Source organism: Maribacter corallii, assembly GCF_047345415.1.
Taxonomy (GTDB): domain Bacteria; phylum Bacteroidota; class Bacteroidia; order Flavobacteriales; family Flavobacteriaceae; genus Maribacter_C.
This window is the reverse complement of record NZ_JBLFEP010000001.1, coordinates 203,735-226,295: the sequence shown is the minus strand read 5'-3', so window position 1 is coordinate 226,295 and position 22,561 is coordinate 203,735. Positions and strand designations below refer to the sequence as shown.

Annotated in this window: 13 protein-coding genes; 11 read left to right on the top strand and 2 right to left on the bottom strand. The window is 44.3% G+C overall.

What is annotated here, in order from left to right; all coding sequences use genetic code 11:
• The first annotated feature begins 34 nt into the window (after positions 1-34).
• The 9 genes from ACKWCA_RS01000 to ACKWCA_RS00960 all read left to right on the top strand — a co-directional run bounded on the left by ACKWCA_RS01000 (position 35) and on the right by ACKWCA_RS00960 (position 15,966).
• Entirely contained in the window at positions 35-3,196 is a 3,162-nt protein-coding gene (locus ACKWCA_RS01000) for a TAT-variant-translocated molybdopterin oxidoreductase (RefSeq protein ID WP_413976268.1), read from the top strand.
• A gap of 34 nt (positions 3,197-3,230) precedes the next feature.
• Positions 3,231-4,970, top strand: coding sequence for an NrfD/PsrC family molybdoenzyme membrane anchor subunit (gene nrfD / locus ACKWCA_RS00995; RefSeq protein ID WP_413976267.1), 1,740 nt, complete (start codon positions 3,231-3,233; stop codon positions 4,968-4,970).
• Between the two features lie 4 nt (positions 4,971-4,974).
• Positions 4,975-5,505, top strand: coding sequence for a DUF3341 domain-containing protein (locus ACKWCA_RS00990; protein ID WP_413976266.1), 531 nt, complete (start codon positions 4,975-4,977; stop codon positions 5,503-5,505).
• Positions 5,506-5,507: 2 nt separating this feature from the next.
• Complete coding sequence (locus ACKWCA_RS00985; protein ID WP_413976265.1) at positions 5,508-6,068, top strand: c-type cytochrome; 561 nt, start codon at positions 5,508-5,510, stop codon at positions 6,066-6,068.
• 18 nt (positions 6,069-6,086) lie between these two features.
• Positions 6,087-7,415, top strand: a complete 1,329-nt coding sequence (locus tag ACKWCA_RS00980; RefSeq protein WP_413976264.1) for a quinol:cytochrome C oxidoreductase — start codon at positions 6,087-6,089, stop codon at positions 7,413-7,415.
• Positions 7,416-7,440: 25 nt separating this feature from the next.
• On the top strand, positions 7,441-8,499 hold the full coding sequence (locus ACKWCA_RS00975; RefSeq protein ID WP_413976263.1) for a cytochrome c oxidase subunit II: 1,059 nt from the start codon (positions 7,441-7,443) through the stop codon (positions 8,497-8,499).
• A gap of 44 nt (positions 8,500-8,543) precedes the next feature.
• The gene (locus tag ACKWCA_RS00970) at positions 8,544-10,373 is read left to right on the top strand and encodes a cytochrome c oxidase subunit I (RefSeq protein ID WP_413976262.1); all 1,830 of its coding nucleotides are present in this window, start codon (positions 8,544-8,546) and stop codon (positions 10,371-10,373) included.
• A 160-nt stretch (positions 10,374-10,533) separates the two neighbouring features.
• Entirely contained in the window at positions 10,534-11,355 is an 822-nt protein-coding gene (locus ACKWCA_RS00965; RefSeq protein WP_413976261.1) for a GIN domain-containing protein, read from the top strand.
• A 414-nt stretch (positions 11,356-11,769) separates the two neighbouring features.
• A complete protein-coding gene (locus tag ACKWCA_RS00960) occupies positions 11,770-15,966 on the top strand; it encodes an Ig-like domain-containing protein (RefSeq protein ID WP_413976260.1) in 4,197 nt (1,398 codons plus the stop codon).
• Between the two features lie 23 nt (positions 15,967-15,989).
• On the opposite strand, the gene ACKWCA_RS00955 is transcribed toward ACKWCA_RS00960, so the two are convergent.
• Complete coding sequence (locus tag ACKWCA_RS00955; protein WP_413976259.1) at positions 15,990-18,254, bottom strand: acyl-CoA dehydrogenase family protein; 2,265 nt, start codon at positions 18,252-18,254, stop codon at positions 15,990-15,992.
• Between the two features lie 97 nt (positions 18,255-18,351).
• Positions 18,352-19,938, bottom strand: a complete 1,587-nt coding sequence (gene pckA, locus ACKWCA_RS00950) for a phosphoenolpyruvate carboxykinase (ATP) (RefSeq protein ID WP_413976258.1) — start codon at positions 19,936-19,938, stop codon at positions 18,352-18,354.
• Between the two features lie 167 nt (positions 19,939-20,105).
• On the opposite strand from pckA, the gene ruvB reads away from it, so the two are divergent.
• Together ruvB and ACKWCA_RS00940 are read left to right on the top strand one after the other, a co-directional pair.
• Positions 20,106-21,128, top strand: coding sequence for a Holliday junction branch migration DNA helicase RuvB (gene ruvB, locus ACKWCA_RS00945; RefSeq protein ID WP_413977106.1), 1,023 nt, complete (start codon positions 20,106-20,108; stop codon positions 21,126-21,128).
• Positions 21,128-22,468: a cytochrome P450 gene (locus ACKWCA_RS00940; RefSeq protein WP_413976257.1), complete on the top strand. Its 1,341-nt coding sequence runs from the start codon at positions 21,128-21,130 to the stop codon at positions 22,466-22,468. Before ruvB ends, ACKWCA_RS00940 begins: the two co-directional genes overlap by 1 nt.
• Positions 22,469-22,561 lie beyond the last annotated feature (93 nt).

The window sequence follows — 22,561 nt, the reverse complement described above, 5'->3', positions numbered from 1 at the left end:
TTACGAGAAAAGTAGCTAATTACAGAAATAACGTATGGCATCGAATAAGAAATATTGGAAAAGCGAAGCGGAGTTAAATCCCAACGATTCCATTGTTGAGACGCTACGGCAAAATGAATTTGTCGAGGAGATTCCTGTGGATGACTTCTTGGGTGATAAAGACACCTTGGAATCAACCAGTACCAACAGGCGGGATTTTCTCAAGTATGTCGGTTTCAGTACAGCTGCAGCTTCATTGGCTGCTTGTGAAGGACCGGTAATCAAATCCATTCCCTATGTGGTGGCGCCAGAGAATATTGTTCCTGGGGTTGCGAATTACTATGCTACTTCGATTGCGAACGGATTTGATTTCGCTAGCATATTGGTAAAAACCCGTGAGGGGAGGCCAATCAAGGTGGAAAACAATACCTATGCAAAGGTCAATGGTGGTGCCAATGCACGTGTGCAGGCATCGGTTCTTTCGCTGTATGATAGTACGAGGCTGCAGGGTCCGGTAGCTGAAGGTGAAGAAGTGGATTGGGATACGTTGGATGCTAGAGTAAAAGCGGCTATTGGTGCTGCACGGACCTCAGGTAAACAGATCGCTTTGTTGACCCAGACCTATGCGAGTCCTTCAACCTCTCGATTGGTTGAAGAGTTCAAGGCGTTAGGTGGTGCTGTAAATCATGTGACCTACGATGCCATCTCCGAAGATGCGGCCTTGACGGCCTTTGAAAATAAGTATGGCGAACGTGCGTTGGCCGATTATGATTTCGAAAAAGCGGATTTGATCATTTCTTTTGGAGCCGATTTTCTTGCTGATTGGCAAGGAGGAGGGTATGATAGTGGCTATTCCAAAGGGCGCATTCCAAGTAATGGCAAAATGTCGCGACACGTTCAGTTCGAGGCAAATATGTCTTTGACGGGCGCCAATGCTGACAAGCGGGTTCCCTTGACGCCAATGTTCCAAAAAATAGCCATTGCCAAATTGTATGCGGCATTGAACGGGTCTTCCGTCGGAGGCGAATTGGGCGATGCACAACGTGCTTTAGATAGTGTAGTGGCGCAGATCAGAAAGAGCAAGGGCAAAGCTGTTGTGGTTTCGGGCATAGCGGATGTGAATGTGCAAGCAGTGGTTTTGGCGATTAATGAGATGCTGGGCAGCGATGCATTTAATCCCAAAACACCAAGATACACAAGACAGGGAAGCACCCAGGCGGTCAACACGCTAATCGCTGATATGAATTCGGGCAAAGTGGGTGTGCTGATAATGGATGGGGTAAACCCAATGTTCACATTACCAAATGCCGAAGCGTTTAAAGCCGGGTTGGAGAAAGTGGATACTTCAGTTGCTTTTTCAACCAATTGGAATGAAACCACGGAAGTAGTCGACTACACGGCAGCTGCTAACCATTATTTGGAATCTTGGGGCGATTTACAGCTTAAAAAAGGACAATATAGCTTGATGCAGCCTACCATTAAAGAGCTTTTTGATACAAGACAGTTTCAATCGGCCCTTTTGAATTGGATGGGCAGTGACAAGAACTACTACGATTATATCAAGGAGACTTGGAGCACTTTCGTGTTAAATGGCGGTAGCTGGAACAAGGCGCTGCAAGATGGTGTTTTCGATTCGGAAACGGCGGCGATGATGAGTGCATCCGAGGATGCCGATCCACAAATCATGACTGCACCATCAGAGGATAAGGAAGAAGCCTCGGATACTATGGTAGAGGAAGCTATGACGGCAGGTGCTTCCATTGACGCAGCAGTGCGTAGTTTGGCCGGAACATCAAGTTCAGAAGGAATGGAGCTGGTGCTCTATTCCAAAGTGAGTATGGGAGACGGGCAGCAGGCAAGTAATCCTTGGTTACAGGAGTTTCCGGACCCTATCACACGAGTGTCTTGGGATAACTATGTGACGGTCTCCAAAATGGATGCGGAAAGCTTGGGCTTAACGAACTGGAACGTGGCTAATGGCGGTATGAACGGAAGTTACTCGAAACTGACCGTTAATGGAGTTTCCATTGACAAGGTGCCTGTAGTGGTTCAGCCAGGTCAAGCCAAAGGTTCTGTAGGGTTGTCCCTTGGTTACGGTAAAACGGTGGGGATGAAGTCGGAAATGCAGACCGGTGTGAATGCGTATCCGCTGTACCAAGACTTTTCGAATGTACAGTCCGTTACGATAGAGAAAGCCGATGGCGAGCATGAGTTTGCCTGTGTGCAATTGCATAAAACCATGATGGGTAGAGGTGATATTATCAAAGAGACTACCCTTGAGATATTCAATACGAAAGACCACGCGGAATGGAACCACGTGCCTCAGGTATCGCTGGATCACCAAGAAGTTCCTGCGACATCCGTAAGCTTATGGGATGATTTTGACCGTTCAATCGGTCATCATTTCAATATGTCGATCGATTTAAATGCATGTACCGGTTGTGGTGCTTGTGTTATCGCTTGTCATGCGGAAAACAATGTTCCTGTGGTCGGTAAGGCCGAAGTAAGGCGTTCAAGGGATATGCACTGGTTGCGTATCGATAGGTATTACTCTTCTGAAGATTCTTTTGAGGCGGATAATACCAAAAAGGTCGAATTTGATGGCCTTTCAGGAGATAAAGGTTCCTTGGGCGGTTTTGGTGAGTTGGAAGATCCCTCAGTAAATCCGCAAGTGGCTTTTCAGCCCGTAATGTGCCAGCATTGTAATCATGCTCCTTGTGAAACGGTGTGTCCTGTAGCGGCAACATCACATGGGCGCCAAGGTCAAAACCAAATGGCTTATAACCGTTGTGTGGGTACAAGATATTGTGCAAACAACTGCCCGTATAAAGTACGTCGTTTCAACTGGTTCTTGTATAACAACAATGATGAGTTTGATTTCCATATGAATAATGATTTAGGCAAGATGGTGGTGAATCCAGATGTCAACGTTCGTTCAAGAGGGGTAATCGAAAAATGTTCGATGTGTATTCAAAAAACACAAAAAACCATTTTGGATGCCAAAAGAGATGGCCGAGTGATAGCGGATGGTGAGTTCCAGACGGCTTGTTCATCAGCTTGTAATAATGGGGCCATTGTTTTCGGTGATATCAACGATACGGAAAGTAAAGTTGCCGAACTGAAAGAAGATGACCGCATGTATCACTTGTTGGAGCATGTAGGAACTAAGCCAAATGTATTCTATCAGGTGAAAGTGAGAAATACAACCGAAGCATAACAACCAATACAGTAAGTAACTATAATATAAATTTATGGCGTCGCATTACGAAGCACCTATAAGAAAACCCTTAGTAACGGGTGACAAAGGCTACCATGATGTAACTGTTGATATTGCTGCTCCTGTAGAGGGAAGAGCTGATAAACAGTGGTGGATAGTATTTTCCATTGCCTTGGCAGCGTTTCTGTGGGGGGTAGGTTGTATTATCTATACCATATCAACAGGTATCGGTACTTGGGGTTTGAACAAGACCGTCAACTGGGCTTGGGATATTACCAACTTCGTTTGGTGGGTAGGTATCGGACACGCGGGTACCTTGATTTCCGCAGTATTGCTCTTATTCCGTCAGAAATGGAGAATGGCCATTAACCGTTCTGCGGAGGCCATGACCATTTTTTCAGTAATTCAAGCGGGCCTGTTCCCTATTATACACATGGGGCGTCCTTGGTTGGCTTATTGGGTATTGCCGATTCCCAATCAGTTTGGCTCGTTGTGGGTAAACTTCAATTCGCCCCTGCTTTGGGATGTATTCGCGATATCGACATACCTATCCGTTTCGTTGGTCTTCTGGTGGACAGGTCTACTGCCTGATTTTGCAATGATTCGCGATCGTGCGGTATTGCCTTTCCAGAAGAAAATTTATGGTCTGTTAAGTTTCGGATGGAGTGGTCGTGCAAAAGATTGGCAACGTTTTGAGGAAGTATCATTGGTCTTGGCAGGTTTGGCAACACCCCTTGTGCTTTCAGTGCATACCATTGTATCCTTTGACTTTGCTACCTCGGTTATCCCCGGATGGCATACGACTATTTTTCCACCGTATTTCGTGGCTGGAGCGATTTTCTCCGGTTTTGCCATGGTGAATACACTCTTGATCATTATGCGGAAAGTATGTCATTTGGAAGACTATATTACCGTTCAGCATATCGAATTGATGAATATCGTCATCATGATTACAGGTTCGATCGTGGGTTGTGCCTACATCACTGAATTGTTTATGGCATGGTATTCCGGTGTTGAGTATGAGCAGTATGCCTTTTTGAACAGGGCGACGGGACCTTACTGGTGGGCCTATTGGGCGATGATGACCTGTAACGTATTTTCGCCACAGTTCATGTGGTTCAAAAAGTTGCGAACCAGTATCATGTTCTCATTCTTTATTTCCATCGTCGTAAACATCGGAATGTGGTTTGAGCGATTCGTGATTATCGTGACCTCCTTGCATAGGGATTACCTTCCATCTTCATGGACGATGTTCTCTCCCACATATGTGGATATCGGTATTTTCATCGGTACGATAGGGTTCTTCTTTGTCTTGTTCCTTTTGTATGCTAGAACCTTCCCGGTTATCGCACAGGCAGAGGTAAAATCGATTTTGAAATCCTCCGGAGAGCGATACAAAAAATTAAGGGATGCCGGTCAGCCGCTCTATCAAATTGACAAGTCAGACAAACCAGCGGTGAAGGAAGCGGTTGTGGAAACTGCAGAGGAGGCGGAAGCCCCTAAAGAGGAAGTGAAAAAAGACGCGTCGGAACTATTAGCTTCGATAGGTACTTTTGACGCCTCAAAAGACACAGCGGATGATTTAAAATTGGTCAAGGGAATCGGTCCAAAAATGGAAGAGACCCTGAACCAAATCGGAATTTTCACTTTTGCTCAGGTGAGCAAAATGACCGGAAAGGAATATGATATGCTCGACGCCCTGACGGGTGCCTTCCCGGGAAGGGCACAACGTGATGATTGGGCAGGTCAGGCACAAAAATTAAACAACAAATAGCACTATGGCATCTAAAGTGATACAGGCATATTATAACGATGACGACATCTTGATGCATGCCGTAAAAAAGGTGAAGGCCGCAAAGCATCATATTGAAGAGGTTTATTGTCCTTTTCCCGTACACGGTTTGGACAAGGCCATGGGATTAGCCCCAACGCGGATCGCGATTACCTCTTTTCTTTACGGTTGTGTCGGCTTGACCGTCGCTATCGTGATGATGAATTATATTATGATTGAAGACTGGCCTCAGGATATCGGGGGAAAACCAAGCTTCAGTTATATCGAGAACATGCCGGCCTTTGTGCCCATCATGTTCGAATTGACCGTATTTTTTGCGGCTCACTTGATGGTCATCACCTTTTACCTGAGAAGTAGGTTATGGCCCTTCAAGAAGGCGGAAAATCCTGATGTGCGCACCACGGATGACCATTTTGTAATGGAAATCGAAATACACGATAATGAAAGTGAGTTGAAGAATTTGCTTTCCGATACCGGCGCAGTGGAAATAAATATTGCAGAAAAAAACCTTCATTAAGTATGAACAGTTTTAGAAAAATAGGAGTGGTATTGGCTTTGGTCTTTTTTGTTGTCGCATGCCAAGATAAGAGAAAGCCCAACTATCAGTACATGCCGAATATGTACGAACCAGTAGGGTATGAAACCTATGGAGAGGTCGATTTTCTCCCAAATGCGTCGGAAGCGATGACACCCGTACCAGGTACCATCAATCGTGGATGGATGCCTTATGAATATGAGAATACCCCTGAAGGGAAAGAGCTCGCGAGGGTTATGATGAGTCCGTTGGATTCATTGAACTCGGAAGACAATCTTACAGTTGGAAAAGAATTGTATACAATCTATTGTGCTATTTGCCATGGAAATGCGGGTAAAGGACAGGGTACCTTGGTAAAAAGAGAAAAGATATTGGGTGTGCCGAGTTATGCCGATGCGGCCAGAAACATCACTTTGGGTACGACCTATCATACCATACAGTACGGCTTGAACTCTATGGGTTCGTATGCGTCGCAAATGAACACTAAGGAAATGTGGCAAGTATCCGAGTATGTGATGCAATTGAAACAAGACTTAACTAAATAATATATTAGCTACTAGAATATGTATACGGTTTCGAACAGATTAAAAATTGGAGCTATCATTTTGATGGTAGTGGGTGCTTTGGGAATTGTTTCCGGATTTCTATCAGCTCCATCTACGGTAGCTGAGGCAAAAGAAATGGTAGCTAGTCATGGTGATGGCCATGGAGACGGTCATGGGGAGACCGTGGTTGACGAAGGCCATGGTTCTTATACGGAAGAAGGAGGTCATGCAATGACTGAAGCCGAACATGATGAACACGTGTTTCATCAACTACAGAACAAACCTTGGGCCGCTTTATACGTTGGTGCGTTTTTCTTTTTTATGATTGCCTTGGGTGCTCTAGCCTTTTATGCCATTCAGCGTGCTGCGCAGGCAGGTTGGTCTCCGCTTTTATTCCGGGTGATGGAAGGTATTACCTCTTATATTGTTCCCGGGGGAATCATCGTATTCGTAATCTTGGTACTTTCCGTAATGCACATGAATCACTTGTTCGTTTGGATGGATGCCGATGTAGTTGCACATGACGCACTATTGCAAGGCAAGGCAGGATATTTGAACCCTACCTTCTTTTTGATTCGTGCCGCTATTTTCTTGGCTGGTTGGATCGGATATCGTGAGTATTCAAGAAAGCTTTCGCTAGCGCAAGACGATTCCAATGATGATTCTAATTTCAAAATGAATTTCAGAATATCAGCGGCTTTCTTGGTGTTTTATTTAATTTCCGAGTCTATTATGTCTTGGGATTGGATTATGAGCGTGGACCCACACTGGTTCAGCACTCTCTTCGGATGGTATGTATTTGCGAGTATGTTCGTATCCGGAATCACCGTAATTGCGATGGTAACGATTTACCTGAAGTCTAAGGGGCATTTGGAGCAAGTGAATGATAGCCACATCCATGATTTGGCAAAATTCATGTTCGGAATCAGTATTTTCTGGACATACCTCTGGTTCTCTCAGTTCATGTTGATCTGGTATGCCAATATCCCTGAGGAAGTGACCTATTATGTAACACGAATAGAAGACTACAACCTTCCGTTTTTTGCGATGGTAGCGATGAACTTTCTATTTCCCGTATTGCTGTTGATGAACAGTGATTACAAACGGATTAACTGGTTCGTGATTATGGCCGGTATTGTTATTCTAGCCGGGCATTATATGGATATATTTAATATGATTATGCCATCGACCGTAGGAAAACAATGGCATATAGGTATTCCCGAAATAGGAGCAGTTCTATTTTTTGCGGGCTTGTTCGTTTTTTGGATTTTCAGGGCATTGGCTTCAGCACCCTTGCAGCCTACGAGAAATCCATTTATAGAAGAAAGCAAGCATTTTCATTATTAACGAAGTATAAGTATAACAGTATACGATGACTACAGCATTAACATTAATTGTTTTAGTATTAGTTGGAATTGCGATTTGGCAAATGACCAAGATTTTTGAGCTGTCTCAGCTTAAGACTCAGAACGCACAAATCGCGAATGATTCCGATAATAAGAACCAGGGGTACCTCATGTTCGCCTTTCTGATTTTTATCTATGGGATCACCATATTTAGTTTTTGGAAATATGCGAAGTTTCTTCTTCCTGAATCCTCATCGGCTCATGGTGAAGAGTATGATTTCTTGATGCTGGTATCCTTTGTGATCATCTTCATAGTTCAGACCATCACACAGGCGCTATTACACTATTTTGGGTATAAGTACAGGGGTAAGGAAGGCAATAAGGCTCTTTTTTATGCCGATAACGATCGTCTAGAATTTATTTGGACCATCATACCCGTAATCGTTTTAGCAGGTCTTATCCTCTGGGGACTATACACATGGACGAATATAATGGACGTAAACGACGAGGATGATCCATTAATAGTTGAGCTTTATGCCCAACAGTTTAACTGGACGGCACGCTATGGCGGGGCGGATAATGTACTCGGTGGGGCGAACGTGAGAATGATCGATATCGATCGCGCCAATGTACTAGGTTTGGACGAATCGGACTCCTATGCTTCCGATGATGTCATCGTAAAGGAATTGCACCTACCGGTAGGTAGAAAGGTCAATTTCAAAATGCGCTCACAAGATGTATTGCATTCGGCATACATGCCTCACTTTCGAGCGCAAATGAACTGTGTGCCCGGTATGACAACGGAGTTTTCTTTTACGCCTATCAAAACAACAGCAGAAATTAGACAGGATCCCGATGTCATTGCAAAAGTAGAACGTACCAATAAGATAAGGGCTGAGAGAGCTGCTAATGGCGAGGATAATTCTGATCCATGGGAGTATGACTATGTGCTCATTTGCAACAAAATATGTGGGACATCACATTATAATATGCAAATGAAAATCATTGTCGAGACGCAGGAGGAGTACGAGGAGTGGATGAAATCGCAACAGACTTTTAGTCAGACCATAGCGTCCATGCAATAAATTAGGCTATTAAAAGAAAATTAATATAATAAAGAATTTCGATTATGTCAGCAACAGCAGTAGCACATGTAGATGATCACGCTCACGACGATCATGGACATCATCATCACAAAGAGACATTCGTAACAAAATATATCTTCAGCCAAGATCATAAAATGATCGCGAAGCAGTATTTGATTACGGGCCTGATTATGGGAACCATAGGTATCGCTATGTCATTACTGTTCCGTATGCAATTGGCATGGCCAGGCGAATCCTTTCCTATTTTTGAGGCACTTCTTGGAAAATGGGCTCCTGACGGTGTGATGGACGCCGATATGTACTTGGCTTTGGTAACCATTCATGGTACCATCATGGTGTTCTTTGTATTGACAGCAGGTCTTAGTGGTACGTTCAGTAACCTTCTAATTCCACTCCAAATCGGGGCAAGGGATATGGCCTCGGGCTTTTTGAATATGTTGTCTTATTGGATGTTCTTCACCTCTAGTGTAATTATGGTGATTTCTCTCTTTGTGGAAGCTGGACCAGCTGCCGCAGGTTGGACGATTTATCCACCCTTGAGTGCGTTGCCTATGGCACAGCCTGGATCCGGAATGGGTATGACCCTTTGGCTGGTATCCATGGCGATATTCATTGCCTCCTCGCTATTGGGGTCGTTGAATTATATCGTTACCGTATTGAATCTTAGAACCAAGGGAATGTCAATGACACGTTTACCTTTGACCATTTGGGCATTCTTTGTTACCGCGGTAATCGGTGTGATTTCCTTCCCGGTATTGCTTTCAGCGGCGTTATTGCTGATTATGGATAGAAGCTTCGGAACGTCTTTCTTTCTATCCGATATTTTCATTCAAGGTGAAGTACTACATTATCAAGGAGGGTCTCCAGTACTATACGAACACCTATTTTGGTTTTTGGGTCACCCTGAAGTGTATATTGTACTCTTGCCGGCATTGGGAATCACTTCTGAAGTGATGTCGACAAATGCACGTAAACCCATTTTCGGATACCGTGCCATGATTGCCTCTATATTGGCAATTGCATTCCTATCTACAATTGTATGGGGGCACCATATGTTTATCTCCGGAATGAACCCATTCTTGGGGTCTGTATTTACATTTACAACCTTATTGATCGCGATTCCGTCCGCAGTAAAGGCCTTTAACTATATCACCACGCTCTGGAAAGGAAACTTACAGATGAATCCGGGTATGCTGTTTTCTATAGCACTAGTCTCCACGTTCATCACAGGAGGTCTTACAGGGATTATTCTAGGGGATAGTACCTTGGATATCAATGTGCATGATACCTACTTTGTAGTGGCGCATTTCCACTTGGTGATGGGTATATCTGCCCTGTATGGTCTCTTCGCCGGGGTGTACCATTGGTTCCCGAAAATGTTCGAGGGACGCATGATGAATAAAAATTTGGGCTATGTACACTTTTGGGTGACCGCAGTCTGTGCCTATGGGGTCTTTTTCCCGATGCACTTTGTTGGAATGGCCGGTGTACCCAGACGCTACTACCAAAATACCAATTTCCCGATGTTCGATGAATTGACCGATGTGCAGGTGTTGATGACCGTGTTTGCGTTAATCGCAGGTGCTGCGCAATTGGTTTTCTTGTACAACTTTGTCAGCAGCATGTTCTACGGAAAAAAAGGACCAAAGAATCCTTGGAAATCGAATACTTTGGAGTGGACGGCCGAAATGAAGCACATTCACGGCAACTGGGATGGTCCGATACCGGAAGTACATCGTTGGGCGTATGATTATAGTAAAGTCGATGCTAATGGGGAGTATATCATTCCTGGGCAAGACTTTGTTCCGCAGACCGTTCCGCTGCAAGATGATGAAGAGGAATTGAATCATTAAAATAACGAACAGACCGATATAAAATGCCCAACAAATCAAGTTGGGCATTTTTTTTGATATATTAGTTTTAGATTCATCAAAATCTTGATGCCGAGGCAACTATGTCGGGGCATTAACTCATGAAATACAATGCAATAATTGTTCCCCTAAACACTAGTAAATGAAAAAATTCGTCTGGTTATTCGTATTATGCTCCGTCTGTGTCGTACACGCTCAAAGGAAGCCTAAGATCAAAGGAAATAAGAACGTCGTGGAGGTAGTTGAAAACCTACCTGCCTTTAATGCTATTGAGCTAAGCGATGATTTGGATATCATCCTTCAAAAAGGCAATACAGAGGGCTATGAACTGACCGCAGATGATAACCTGATCGATGTTTTAAAGTTTCGTGTGGTCGATAGTACCTTGATCATTACCTCGTTTTACAAAATTACGAGTAAAAAGAAATTGGATATTGTGATTAATTACTACGATTTAAACGCCATTACGGTCAATGATGGTAGAATAAAAATGCAAGACAAAATAGATACCGATGAACTAGTGGTGAATACTACAGGAAGTGCCAAGCTTCAGTTGAACGCAAATGCCGCTGTCATGGATATTATCATGGATGGTAATAGCTCTGGGGACTTTAATCTCGAAGTTGATTCACTGAATATTACCTTAAGAGACCGAATCGATGTGGGGATCTATGCAGTGAGTGAGACGAATATTATTAACATGCAGGACAACGCCTCGGTCAAAATGGACGGTTCGACCATCAATATGCAGATCAACCTGACTGATAATGCCAATATCAAGGCCCAAAAACTACAGGCCAATTTGATCAATGCGAATTTAGAAGGTTCGCCCACTGCCCGTATTTATGCCACGGAAAGTCTAGAACTCTCTTCAGCCGGCTCGTCTAAAACCTATATCAGTGGAGATGCCAAAATAGAGATTCTCGATTTCTTGGATACCTCTGAGCTTCATAAAGAGAAGTAGTCTCTAAGCCAGCGCATCGCTCTTCTACTACTACTGTCAATCATGCCCTCCAGAGGATGTTGGGTTTTTTTGGTGACCTGTCATGCGACTACTTCTCAGAAAACTAAAATACGTTACGACAATATTAAAGTAAATTAACATAAAATTTACAGACATAATTGTGTTTGTATACGGATTACACATATATTTGTTTGTATGTAATATCTTACTATATCTCTTTTTTGAAAGCCAAGATTGATATCCCTCTCGGGTTGAAAATGGGTTCTTGGTAAGTATTACAGCATAGATTCCCCGTCCTTTATAACCGGTATTCTGGTGTCAGATAAATGGTCATTCCATTTTTTGACCCTGCTTGACTATGCCATAGAATGGACAATAGAAACGGATTTTTTAACTCCTGATGAATAAATGAACATGAAGAAACTACTACTTGCAATTGCATTTTTTGGAATGACATCGATTTACGCGCAATCTACTATTTATGCTGATATAAAATATGGATTTAATGCATCTGATGCCACAATAAACTTTTATGACGCCCTCGTCGGTGAGAAAGGTACAGGGAATACTTTGGTTTTTAGGGATATGGGCTCCCCATGGATCGTTTCGCCATGTTACAGGATATTCGACTTGGATGACATCGATATCGTTTTTGAAGAAGGCTTTGTGTTACAGGAAAGCTCATTGTATGCTAATAAGGATGATAGGAGGAGGTATATTAACCTCACAAAATTAAAGAACAACTATCCGAACGGGACGGAGATTATCCGGGGACCGAACAATGAAAATACTAATAACGGGGATTATGATTTATTTCCGAACACAAAACTCATATATGTTTTGCGAGCGGATAACACGAACGTGACTGCATATGGGGCTGAATTCATTGGTACATTTCCAACCAAAAATGTTGGCCTTGACCCGGCAGGGGATACACAGGATTTTGACTGGGACCACAGTTATGAATTCGGACACTTTGTTCAAATCGAGGACTCAGGGAATTTCACATGGAAAGGTGGGTATATACGACAATGGGCAGGTGATGCCTTGAATTGCGAAGGTATTGAGGCAGGAAAGACCTTTTTGGTCGAGGATGTCAAAGCAAGTTGGAATAAACGTCTTGGGATTTCACATATAAAGGGAGAAGGCGATTTCGTTATTAAGGACTGTATCCTTGAGGAAAACGGTATGGGACCGAACGGCGAGTTTGGAACGAATACTCTACAAGGTATAACGATTGAACCCAACTTCGCCAATCAGACCGCTCATTTTGAAGGGCATAATCTCAGCTTTGTGCGAAACGCAGACTCTGGAATAGGATTACAACTAACTCGACCTGAAGCGCGGCAGGGACAGAGTAATATTTCTGTAGTTTTAAATGGCGTGCATTTTGAGGATAATACCCAGCAAGAGGATAATACGGGTGGTGGAGCGATGACTTTGCAAGGGACGGATAGATTTAATAGAAGGTCGAGCAGTCCTAGTGGAAGTGCGGTATATGGGGATTTACCCTTGGGCGGGTATATGGTTTTTAGTAATGTGGCAGTATGGGGAGATTATGAGGGTTTTGCCTCGGTCGGTCAATATGGTAATAATTACACCATGAGTTTTGACGAAACGGTCTGCTATAAAGTTAGTACTACAGGTGGTGTCAACAGTCGTAACGTTGGAGATGCCGTCATCGAATGGGAAGTAGGCTCCTTAGAACAGCCAAATACAATATGTAAAAACTTCGATATAGGAAACTTTTTGGTTATTCATGAATTCGATGAACCTTTTATTATGTTCAAAGACTTCCCGAACATCACTGCCATAGATGGTTCCGTTACAGGTAACCTTACCGTTGCCAGCCCGAATACCCAAGATGCGATTGTCGTAAAGAACTTAGGGGGCCTGAGTAATAACAATACGATTTCAAAGACCCAATATGCCCTGAATGCTCTTCCGGGAAATACGGTCAGTGTAGTTGCGAGTGTTTCCGAAGCCGTGAAATCTTCGGCCACAAATGGGGAATTCACCTTTACAAGAACGGGTCCTACGGATTTCCCTATGGCCGTCGCTTATGATGTTGCTACGTCAGGAGCTAACGCCGAAATGCTGAATGATTTTAAGTTATTGCGAGGGAGTGTGGTTATTCCTACCGGACAGACTTCGGTGACTTTACCGGTGATACCCCTTAATCCCAATAGAACAGGTGGCACTAGAAATATCACATTGACGATTCAACCTAAAGCGGATTTATATACCGTGGGGCAAAATAGCATTGCTACGGTTAATTTAGTGGATGTTGGAGGGGCAGGCTCGCAGGTCAGTACGTTCAGTCCTATTCACGATGCACATCTTCAGGGTAGTACGCTCTATAACCAGCCCAACGTCCGTGTCGATGAAGGTTCTCGCGTAACCTATCTGAAGTACGACCTTAGTGCCGTAACTGGAACGATAACGGATGCGGAGCTACTCTTCCGTATCGGGGATGATGTTGGAGTGGGTACCATGGAGGTGTACTTAGGAACCAATACGGGTTGGACGGAAACAACACTTAGTAGCGCTAACAAACCATTGGAGAACGGTCTTTTGGGCAGCACAACGGATTTGGGTCAGGCGACCAATGACGTCCTCGTTCCCCTTTCTGAAACGAATCTAACGGGCGGAGGTGAACTGAGCCTGATTGTGAAGCATGTGGGCAGCAATGATTTCTCTATGGCCTCTAAGGAGAATACGACCAAACCACCGGTTCGCCTAGTCCTTACCTACGGTTCGGCTTCGAACGTTCCTGTGACCGGTGTTACGGTGGCCCCGAGTACGTTGAACGTTTCGGTTGGTAATGATGAGACAGTTACCGCGACCATAGCCCCATCGAACGCTACGGATCAAGGGGTGACCTGGTCTAGTAATGATACGACCATTGCTACCGTCGATGCAAACGGTACGGTGACGGGCGTGGCTACTGGTAGTGCAGCTATAACCGTAACTACCGACGATGGTAGTTTTACAGCCTCCTCAAATGTTACGGTATCCTCAAGTGCCCCGATTGTCAGTAATATTACGGTCAGCGATATCATGCAGGATTCTTTCAAGGTGAGCTGGAACCTGAACGAGGGTTCAAAGGGACGTATCGAATATGGTACCTCAAGTGGCAACTATACCGAACAAACAACTTCCGAAGAGAACTTCCTGACCTTTCATATTCAAACTGTTGGTAATAACAATGCACCACCGTTACAGGCCGGAACGATTTACTATTGGCGGATACGTACAGAGGATAACGCAGGCAACATAGGGTATAGCGATGAGCAGATGACCACGACCGTAGGTATACTGGTTACAGGAGTCAGCGTGGCCCCTACGACCTTGACAATGAATATTGGGGACACCTCTCCTATTACGGCTACAATAATACCTTCGAACGCAACAGACCAGGGAGTAACTTGGTCGAGCGATGATACGGCCGTCGCAACCGTCAATACGATCGGAATAGTGACCGCCGTGGCCCCGGGTAGTGCGACCATAACCGCAACTACCGATGATGGTAGTTTTACGGCCTCCTCAAATATCACGGTGTCTTCTAGCGCCCCCACAGTCACGAGCATTGCGGTCAGCAACATTCTGGAGGATTCCTTCAAGGTGAGCTGGAACCTTGACGAGGGTTCCAAAGGACGTATCGAATATGGCACGTCAAGTGGAAACTATACGGAACAAACAACTTCCGAAGAGAACTTCCTGACCTTTCATATCCAGACGGTGGGCAATAACAACGCCCCGCCCTTACAGTCCGCAACGACCCATTATTGGCGGATACGTACGGAAGATGTCAACGGTAATGTAGGGTATAGCGATGAACAGACCACTACGACCAATACCCCTGCACCACAAACGACCACCTTCGACCCCATTCATGATGCCTATCTTCAAGGATCTACCCGCATCAATAATACTCATTTAAAGGTGGAACAGGGTTCCCGCGTTAGCTATATGAAATTCGATCTCAGTTCCGTAAACGGAACCATCTCATCTGCCGAATTGCGATTTAGGGTTAATGGGGATACCGGTACAGGCACTGCTGAAATTTATAAAGGGACCGCTAGTAGTTGGACGGAAACAAACCTGAGTACTTCGAACAGGCCCTCCAAGAATGGGCTCTTGGGGAGTACAACTGACATCGGACAGACCACCACTGAGGTTATAGTGCCTTTATCGGTCACGACCCTGACCGGTGGTGGGGACTTGAGTTTGATCATTGAGCATGTAGGGAGCAGTGATTTCTGGATGGCTTCTGATGAAAACACTAGTGTTTCAGGGCCGCAACTGGAGATTACCTATACGCCAAGCTCCGGTTCTTCGCTTATGGCAAGAGTTGATTTCGACAATTCGGATTCCGTCTTAGGAATCGCTTCGTTGTTTCCAAACCCGACAACGAGTGAAGTCCAATTATACGGAATCGATGGGGAAAAGGAGATTACGGTTATTGACTTTTCGGGAAAACTGTTGATGGAAGCAACTTCTAAAGAGGCGGAACCCGTAATCGATCTGAGCGGTTACGCCCCAGGAATTTATTATATGCGGGTGGAGTCCTCGGGAATCTCGAAGACCTTCAAGGTCGTCAAACAATAGTTGAAGAACTAGATTAGTATAGGTTATTGGGCTATCGGGGCACTTATACAGTGCTCCGGTATTCCAAAACCATCGACTAAGGCTCCGATATGGGGCCTTAATTCGGTACATAGGCGTTCGACACGTTGACGGATGGCCTTCGATTTTGTGCTTCCAATGTATCCTTGCTCAACAAACCATGCGGCATCTTCCCGAATGTGATGTAACGCATACAGCGTGCCCAGTTTTTGAAATAGTGCTTTGTTCTTGTCATCTTTCATATCAGCCACAAAATCCGTAAAGGTGTCATAGGCCAACTCCACACTATAGGCCTTGCCCAGGCTGAGCAAATGTGTTTGCACTTTCAAAAAGGCTTGATACGAAGGGATGCCTTTTTTGATATAGTTCCGTATGCGCATGGCCAAAGTATAGGTCAGACGACGTCTGCGGTATTCAAAGGCATGCTTGTGGAACTTGGGGTTGTACAAATGGTCTTTGTCTACTTTGTTCGAATACAGTGGATTGATTGTCGTCAACGTATCACTGATTTGTATCCCCAATATTTTCAACACCGAAGCAAAACCGGCACTGTTGAACTCCGCCTTAAAGTCAGAGAGTACGCCTTTTGCAGCCAATTGCAACAATACGGTGTTATCTCCTTCAAAAGTGGTGAAGATATCGACATCTCCCTTGAGATCGGCAATCCTATTTTCGAGTAAATAGCCTTTGCCGCCACAGGCCTCTCGACACTCTTGAATCGCGTCATTGGCATACCAAGTAATAATCGATTTTAGTCCTGCCACTTGGGTCTCCACCTTTCGTTTGTCCGGTACCGTTTCATCACAATAGACGGCCATCATCTTGTCCAAGGTCATGTGATAGACATAGGCACTGGCTATTAATGGGGTTAACCGAAGCTGATGCGAGGGATAGTCCATCAATAGATCTTCTTGGATCTTAATGCTGTCATTGAACTGTCTGCGTTTGAGGGCGTGTTTAACGGCGATGGCCAGCGCTAGCTTGGCACCGCCCAATCCTGCTCGCGCAACACAAATACGTCCGCCGACCAAAGTGCCCAACATCGTAAAGAAGCGTTTGTTCGGATTCTTGATTTCAGAATGATAACTGCCATCGTCATTGATCGAACCGTATTTGTTCAGGAGATTCTCCCGCGGAACGGATACCTGATCGAACCAGATTTTGCCGTTGTCCACACCATTTAACCCAAGCTTGTACCCGTTGTCTTCGACCCGGATGCCTTCAAGCAATTCATGATTTGAATCGCGTAGCGGTACCAAAACGGCATGTACACCTTGATTCTTTCCGTTCACGATCAGCTGTGCGAACACGGATGCCATTTTAGAATGTAAAGCGTTGCCGATGTATTCCTTGTTATCATTTTTTCCAGGGGTGTGAACAATTATGCGGTCTGATTCCTTATCGTAGGTTGCAGTGGTCTTAATACCCCTAACATTTGATCCGTGACCTGTTTCGGTCATAGCAAAACAGCCTAATAAGTTGGCTTTTCCGGCATCGGCCAAATAGCGGTCATGATGCTTTTGAGTACCTAACTTTTGTATGCTACCACCAAACAAGCCTACCTGCACCCCGAATTTAATGGTCAAACTGCCATCGACGAACATCATGTTTTCGAATACCTGCGCATATCCTTCCATGTCCTCGGCACCACCATAAGTCTTAGGATATGCTAGGGCACCATACCCTCGTTCCGCCAAAAACTGTACTTGCTTTAAAACAACTTCGCGAAAGGCTTCTTTCGTGCGGTGGATATCCCAATTGAAAAGGTCGTTTTTTAAGACACCCCTAAATTCATCGACTACCTCCGCATGTTTCCCCTTTAATAGACTATCGATTTCTTCTGGGTCGTAAAAATCGGAAGTAACCTCATGAATGACTTCCACATCGAACAAGTGGTTGTAGTGATTGGGCTGTATTCCCAAATTTATTTCAATGTGCTTTAGACTCTCATTGAAAGGGCAGGTATCATGATAGGCACATACGACCTTTTGGCTGAAGGTAGCTAACGGATACGTTTCACTTTCGACCAACTTCACTTCGGAATTGGAAACAACTTGTTTCCACTGTTTCAATTCTTCATTGGAAGGAGGGTTCTTAGGATGTAGCCAATCCAATAAATTCCTCTTTTCGTTCTTCGACAGCTTATCGTCTTGATCAATGGCTTTTTGCACTACGTTTAGCTCGGAAGTCGTCACCAGGTCATCGGACCAAATCACATAAAAAAAAGGAATATACTGTAAAATTCCAGGGGAGTATGGGTTCTTTTTCATTCCTTGAAATTACGATTTATATCAGAATCGTAAGTAAAGGGAATAAAAAAAGTCTCCATCACAATACGTGATGGAGACCTACCTAGTTTAAGTGCTCCTATGCGTGTGTAGAAATGTTTTTTGGTCCTGCCGCCCTGATTTCAGGATTCACATCGGCTTTGAACTTTTCAAAGTTTTCATTGAAAAGGGTAACCAATTTGCTCTTGACCTCCATATACTTGTCCTTGTCGTTCCAAGTATTTTTGGGAATCAGTACCTCTTCCGGTACATTGGGGCAGCTTGTAGGTATTTGAAACCCAAATTCTTCATCCGTAACATAGGTTGCATTGTCAAAGTCATGATGATGTATGGCATCGATCATCGCTCTGGTATACTTTAGTTTCATTCGTTTTCCGGTGCCGTTCCATCCGGTGTTCACAAGCCATGCAGTGGCTTTATGCATTTTGATTTTTTCTGCTAACAATTCGGCATATCGGTTCGGGTGCCACATCATGAAAGCTGCACCGAAACAAGCACTAAATGTAGCTTGGGGTTCGGTAACCCCCATTTCCGTGCCGGCCACTTTGGCGGTATATCCCGATATGAAGTGGTAGCTTGCCTGCTCAGGGGTCAACTTACTCACTGGAGGCAGTACTCCAAAAGCATCGCAGGTGAGAAAGATGATATTCTCTGGGTGACCTGCCACACATGGAATCTGCACATTCTCAATAAATTCAATGGGATACGAAGCCCGGGTATTTTGAGTAATCGACGTGTCGCTATAATCGACTTTCCTGCTTTTTTCGTCATAAACGACGTTTTCGAGTACCGTTCCGAATCGAATCGCGTTATAGATATCGGGTTCATTTTCTTCTGAAAGGTCAATGGCCTTGGCATAACAGCCACCTTCAATATTGAAAGTGCCGTGATCGGTCCAGCAATGTTCATCATCACCGATAAGTTTTCGTTTAGGGTCCGCACTCAAAGTTGTTTTTCCTGTTCCTGAAAGTCCGAATAGAATAGATACGTCTCCTTTTTCTCCCACATTGGCAGAACAGTGCATCGGCATCACATTCTCTAGCGGCATCAAATAGTTCATGACACCGAATATTCCTTTCTTCATTTCACCGGCATATTCAGTACCTAGAATGACAATTTCCTTACGCTCTAAATTGACATCTACACTGGTTTTTGACGTCATCTCGGAAGTGTAACGGTTCGCAGGAAACTGACCGGCATTAAAAACCACGTAATCGGGTTCTCCAAAGTCGGCCAATTCCTCTTCAGTGGGCATGATGAGCATGTTTTGCATAAAGAGGGCGTGATAGGCCCGGGTACATACAATTCGCGTTTTGATACGGTACTTTGGATCCCACCCGGCATAGGCGTCAACCACGTAAAGGTGGTCACAGATGTTCAGGTAGTCCAATGCACGTTCATGGTTCACCATAAACGTATGCTCATCGAGACCGATGTTGATATCGCCCCAATCGATGTTTTTTTCTGAACTTGGGTGACGCACGATGCGTTTGTCTTTCGGGCTTCTACCTGTTTTTTCACCTGAGTATGTCATTAGGGCGCCGACATCGGAAATAGCAGTGCCTTTTTCCAAACGTAGTCCTAGTTCATACAAAACAGGGACACTACTATTTCTATATATTTTTTCAGTTTCTATTCCGTATTGTTTTAGGTCGAATGCTGCCATACTATTCTGTTTTAGGGTTATCATTTGCAATTCCAACACCACAAAGATTACTATTCCCTAAGCCAAAAAAGATGACAATTGTCATACGGGTAGCATTTAGGGTCGATTTTTGGTTTCTCCATTTTTTCGGCTGTGTGGAGGGCTCTGTTTTTGCTATCTTTGAAATCATGAACGACTATTTAGACCCTTCTGCTGAAGGTTTTTCCAATGAGGAACTCGATATCGAAAGAGCCTTACGTCCGATAAGTTTTGATGACTTTACCGGTCAGGAGCAGGTGTTGGAAAATCTAAAAGTATTTGTTCAGGCGGCCAATCAGCGGGGAGAGGCCCTAGATCATACCTTATTTCACGGTCCTCCGGGTTTGGGTAAAACCACATTGGCGCATATTCTGGCCAATGAATTAGGGGTGGGCATCAAAATCACTTCCGGCCCGGTATTGGACAAACCTGGTGATTTGGCAGGTCTATTGACCAATCTCGATGAGCGCGATGTGCTGTTCATTGACGAAATTCATCGATTGAGTCCGATTGTGGAAGAATATCTTTATTCCGCAATGGAAGACTATCGAATTGATATCATGATCGAAACAGGGCCAAATGCACGATCAGTGCAAATCAATTTGAGCCCATTTACTTTGATCGGTGCTACCACGCGCTCAGGATTATTAACCGCTCCTATGCGGGCTAGATTCGGAATACAGAGTAGGTTACAATATTACAATACGGAGTTGCTTTCCACTATTGTGCAACGAAGTGCAGAAATACTCAAGGTTCCTATTTCAAATGAGGCGGCCATTGAAATTGCAGGAAGAAGTAGGGGTACTCCCAGAATATGCAATGCCTTGTTGCGAAGGGTGCGCGACTTTGCTCAAATCAAGGGCAATGGCACAATCGATATGGAGATATCCAAATTTGGATTAAAGGCCTTGAACGTTGATGCCCACGGTCTTGATGAAATGGATAATAAGATTCTAATGACCATTATCGATAAATTCAAAGGCGGACCGGTGGGAATAACGACTTTGGCGACTGCGGTTTCCGAAAGCGCCGAAACGATAGAAGAGGTGTACGAACCTTTTTTGATCCAGCAGGGTTTTATTATGAGAACGCCCAGAGGAAGGGAAGTAACCGAATTGGCGTATAAGCATTTGGGAAGAATAAAGGGAGGTACACAACCTGGATTGTTCTGATGAATACGATCCCTACAGTTTCCACATTCCGCGTACTCAAGCATAGGAAAGCGATTCTCAAGAATCCACTTCCCTTTCACCATACGAATTTTGAAAAGCTCGGTGATACGTTTAAGGTGAAAATCGGTCCTAGCGGAACCATTGTTTTTACAAGAAGCCCTGAATTCATTAAACAAATTCTTCAAAAAAAACATAAGAAGTATCATAAGTCTACCCTTCAAACAAAGGACCTGGCCAAGTATATTGGTAAAGGGTTGCTTACGTCTAATGGGGAACATTGGCGCACGCACCGAAGAATGGTACAACCTGCGTTTCATAAAAAGAAACTTGAGGGGCTTTTGGGTATCATGAGCAAAGCGATTCGCAAAGAGCTGCAACACATAGTGTCCGGTGTCCCAAAAGATGTATATCCGCTGATGGGCGATTTGGCATTTCAAGTGGTGGCACAATCCCTTTTCAGTAGGGATGATATTCAGGATGAAATAGCGGAGCTGAAAAAAATCACCGATACCAATCAGTTGATGCTCATTCGTGAAATGCGGCAGCCTTATCTAAATTGGTGGTTCAACCTTAGTGGGGCCATTGATCGACATTTAGGGTATTCAAGGGAAGCGCGTCAGCTATTGAATACGATTATTGAAGAGCGCATCGCTTCCGATGAGGAAAAAGATGATTTGCTAGACATTCTATTAAAGGCACGCTATGAAGACGGAACGCCAATGTCACGAAATCAATTGATCGATGAGGTGCTTATTCTGTTCACAGCTGGACACGAAACTACTGCCAATGCGCTCGGCTTCACTTTATTTCTATTGGCAAAAAATGAGGATAAACAACAGAAGGCCTTTGAAAATATAGCCCGTGTTGATTTGCAGGGAGACGATTATTTGGAACAGTTGAAGGCACTTTCCTATATTAAACAATGTGTGGAGGAAGGCATGCGTTTATATCCTCCGGCCTACTATATTGATCGGGTGTCTATTGAAACGGATGAATTCGAAGAGCATACCATACCTGAGAATACCATGCTTTTACTTGCCGTATATGAGTTGCATCGGGATCCGAGCTTTTGGGATAGTCCGGATGCGTTTCGGCCCGAACGTTTTGACCCTAAAAATAAAAAGGATTTTTCAAACTATTATTACCCTTTCGGTGCAGGGCCCAGAATGTGTGTCGGCAATAATTTTGCGATGTATGAGATGATATTGACCATTGCCCATGTATTGCGAAAGTATCGTCTTTCCACGCCCATGAAGGACATCGAAATCAATCCTTTGATAAGCTTGAAGCCTGCTGAGGTAAACATTCATTTCGCCCTTCGGGAACCTAGTGTATCTTAACGATTCGTAACAGACCAATCGGGGGTAGCTACATTTTTGGAAGAGAGAAAGGTCTTTAAACTTCGCTTTCCGACAGACACTTTTTTTAGTAAC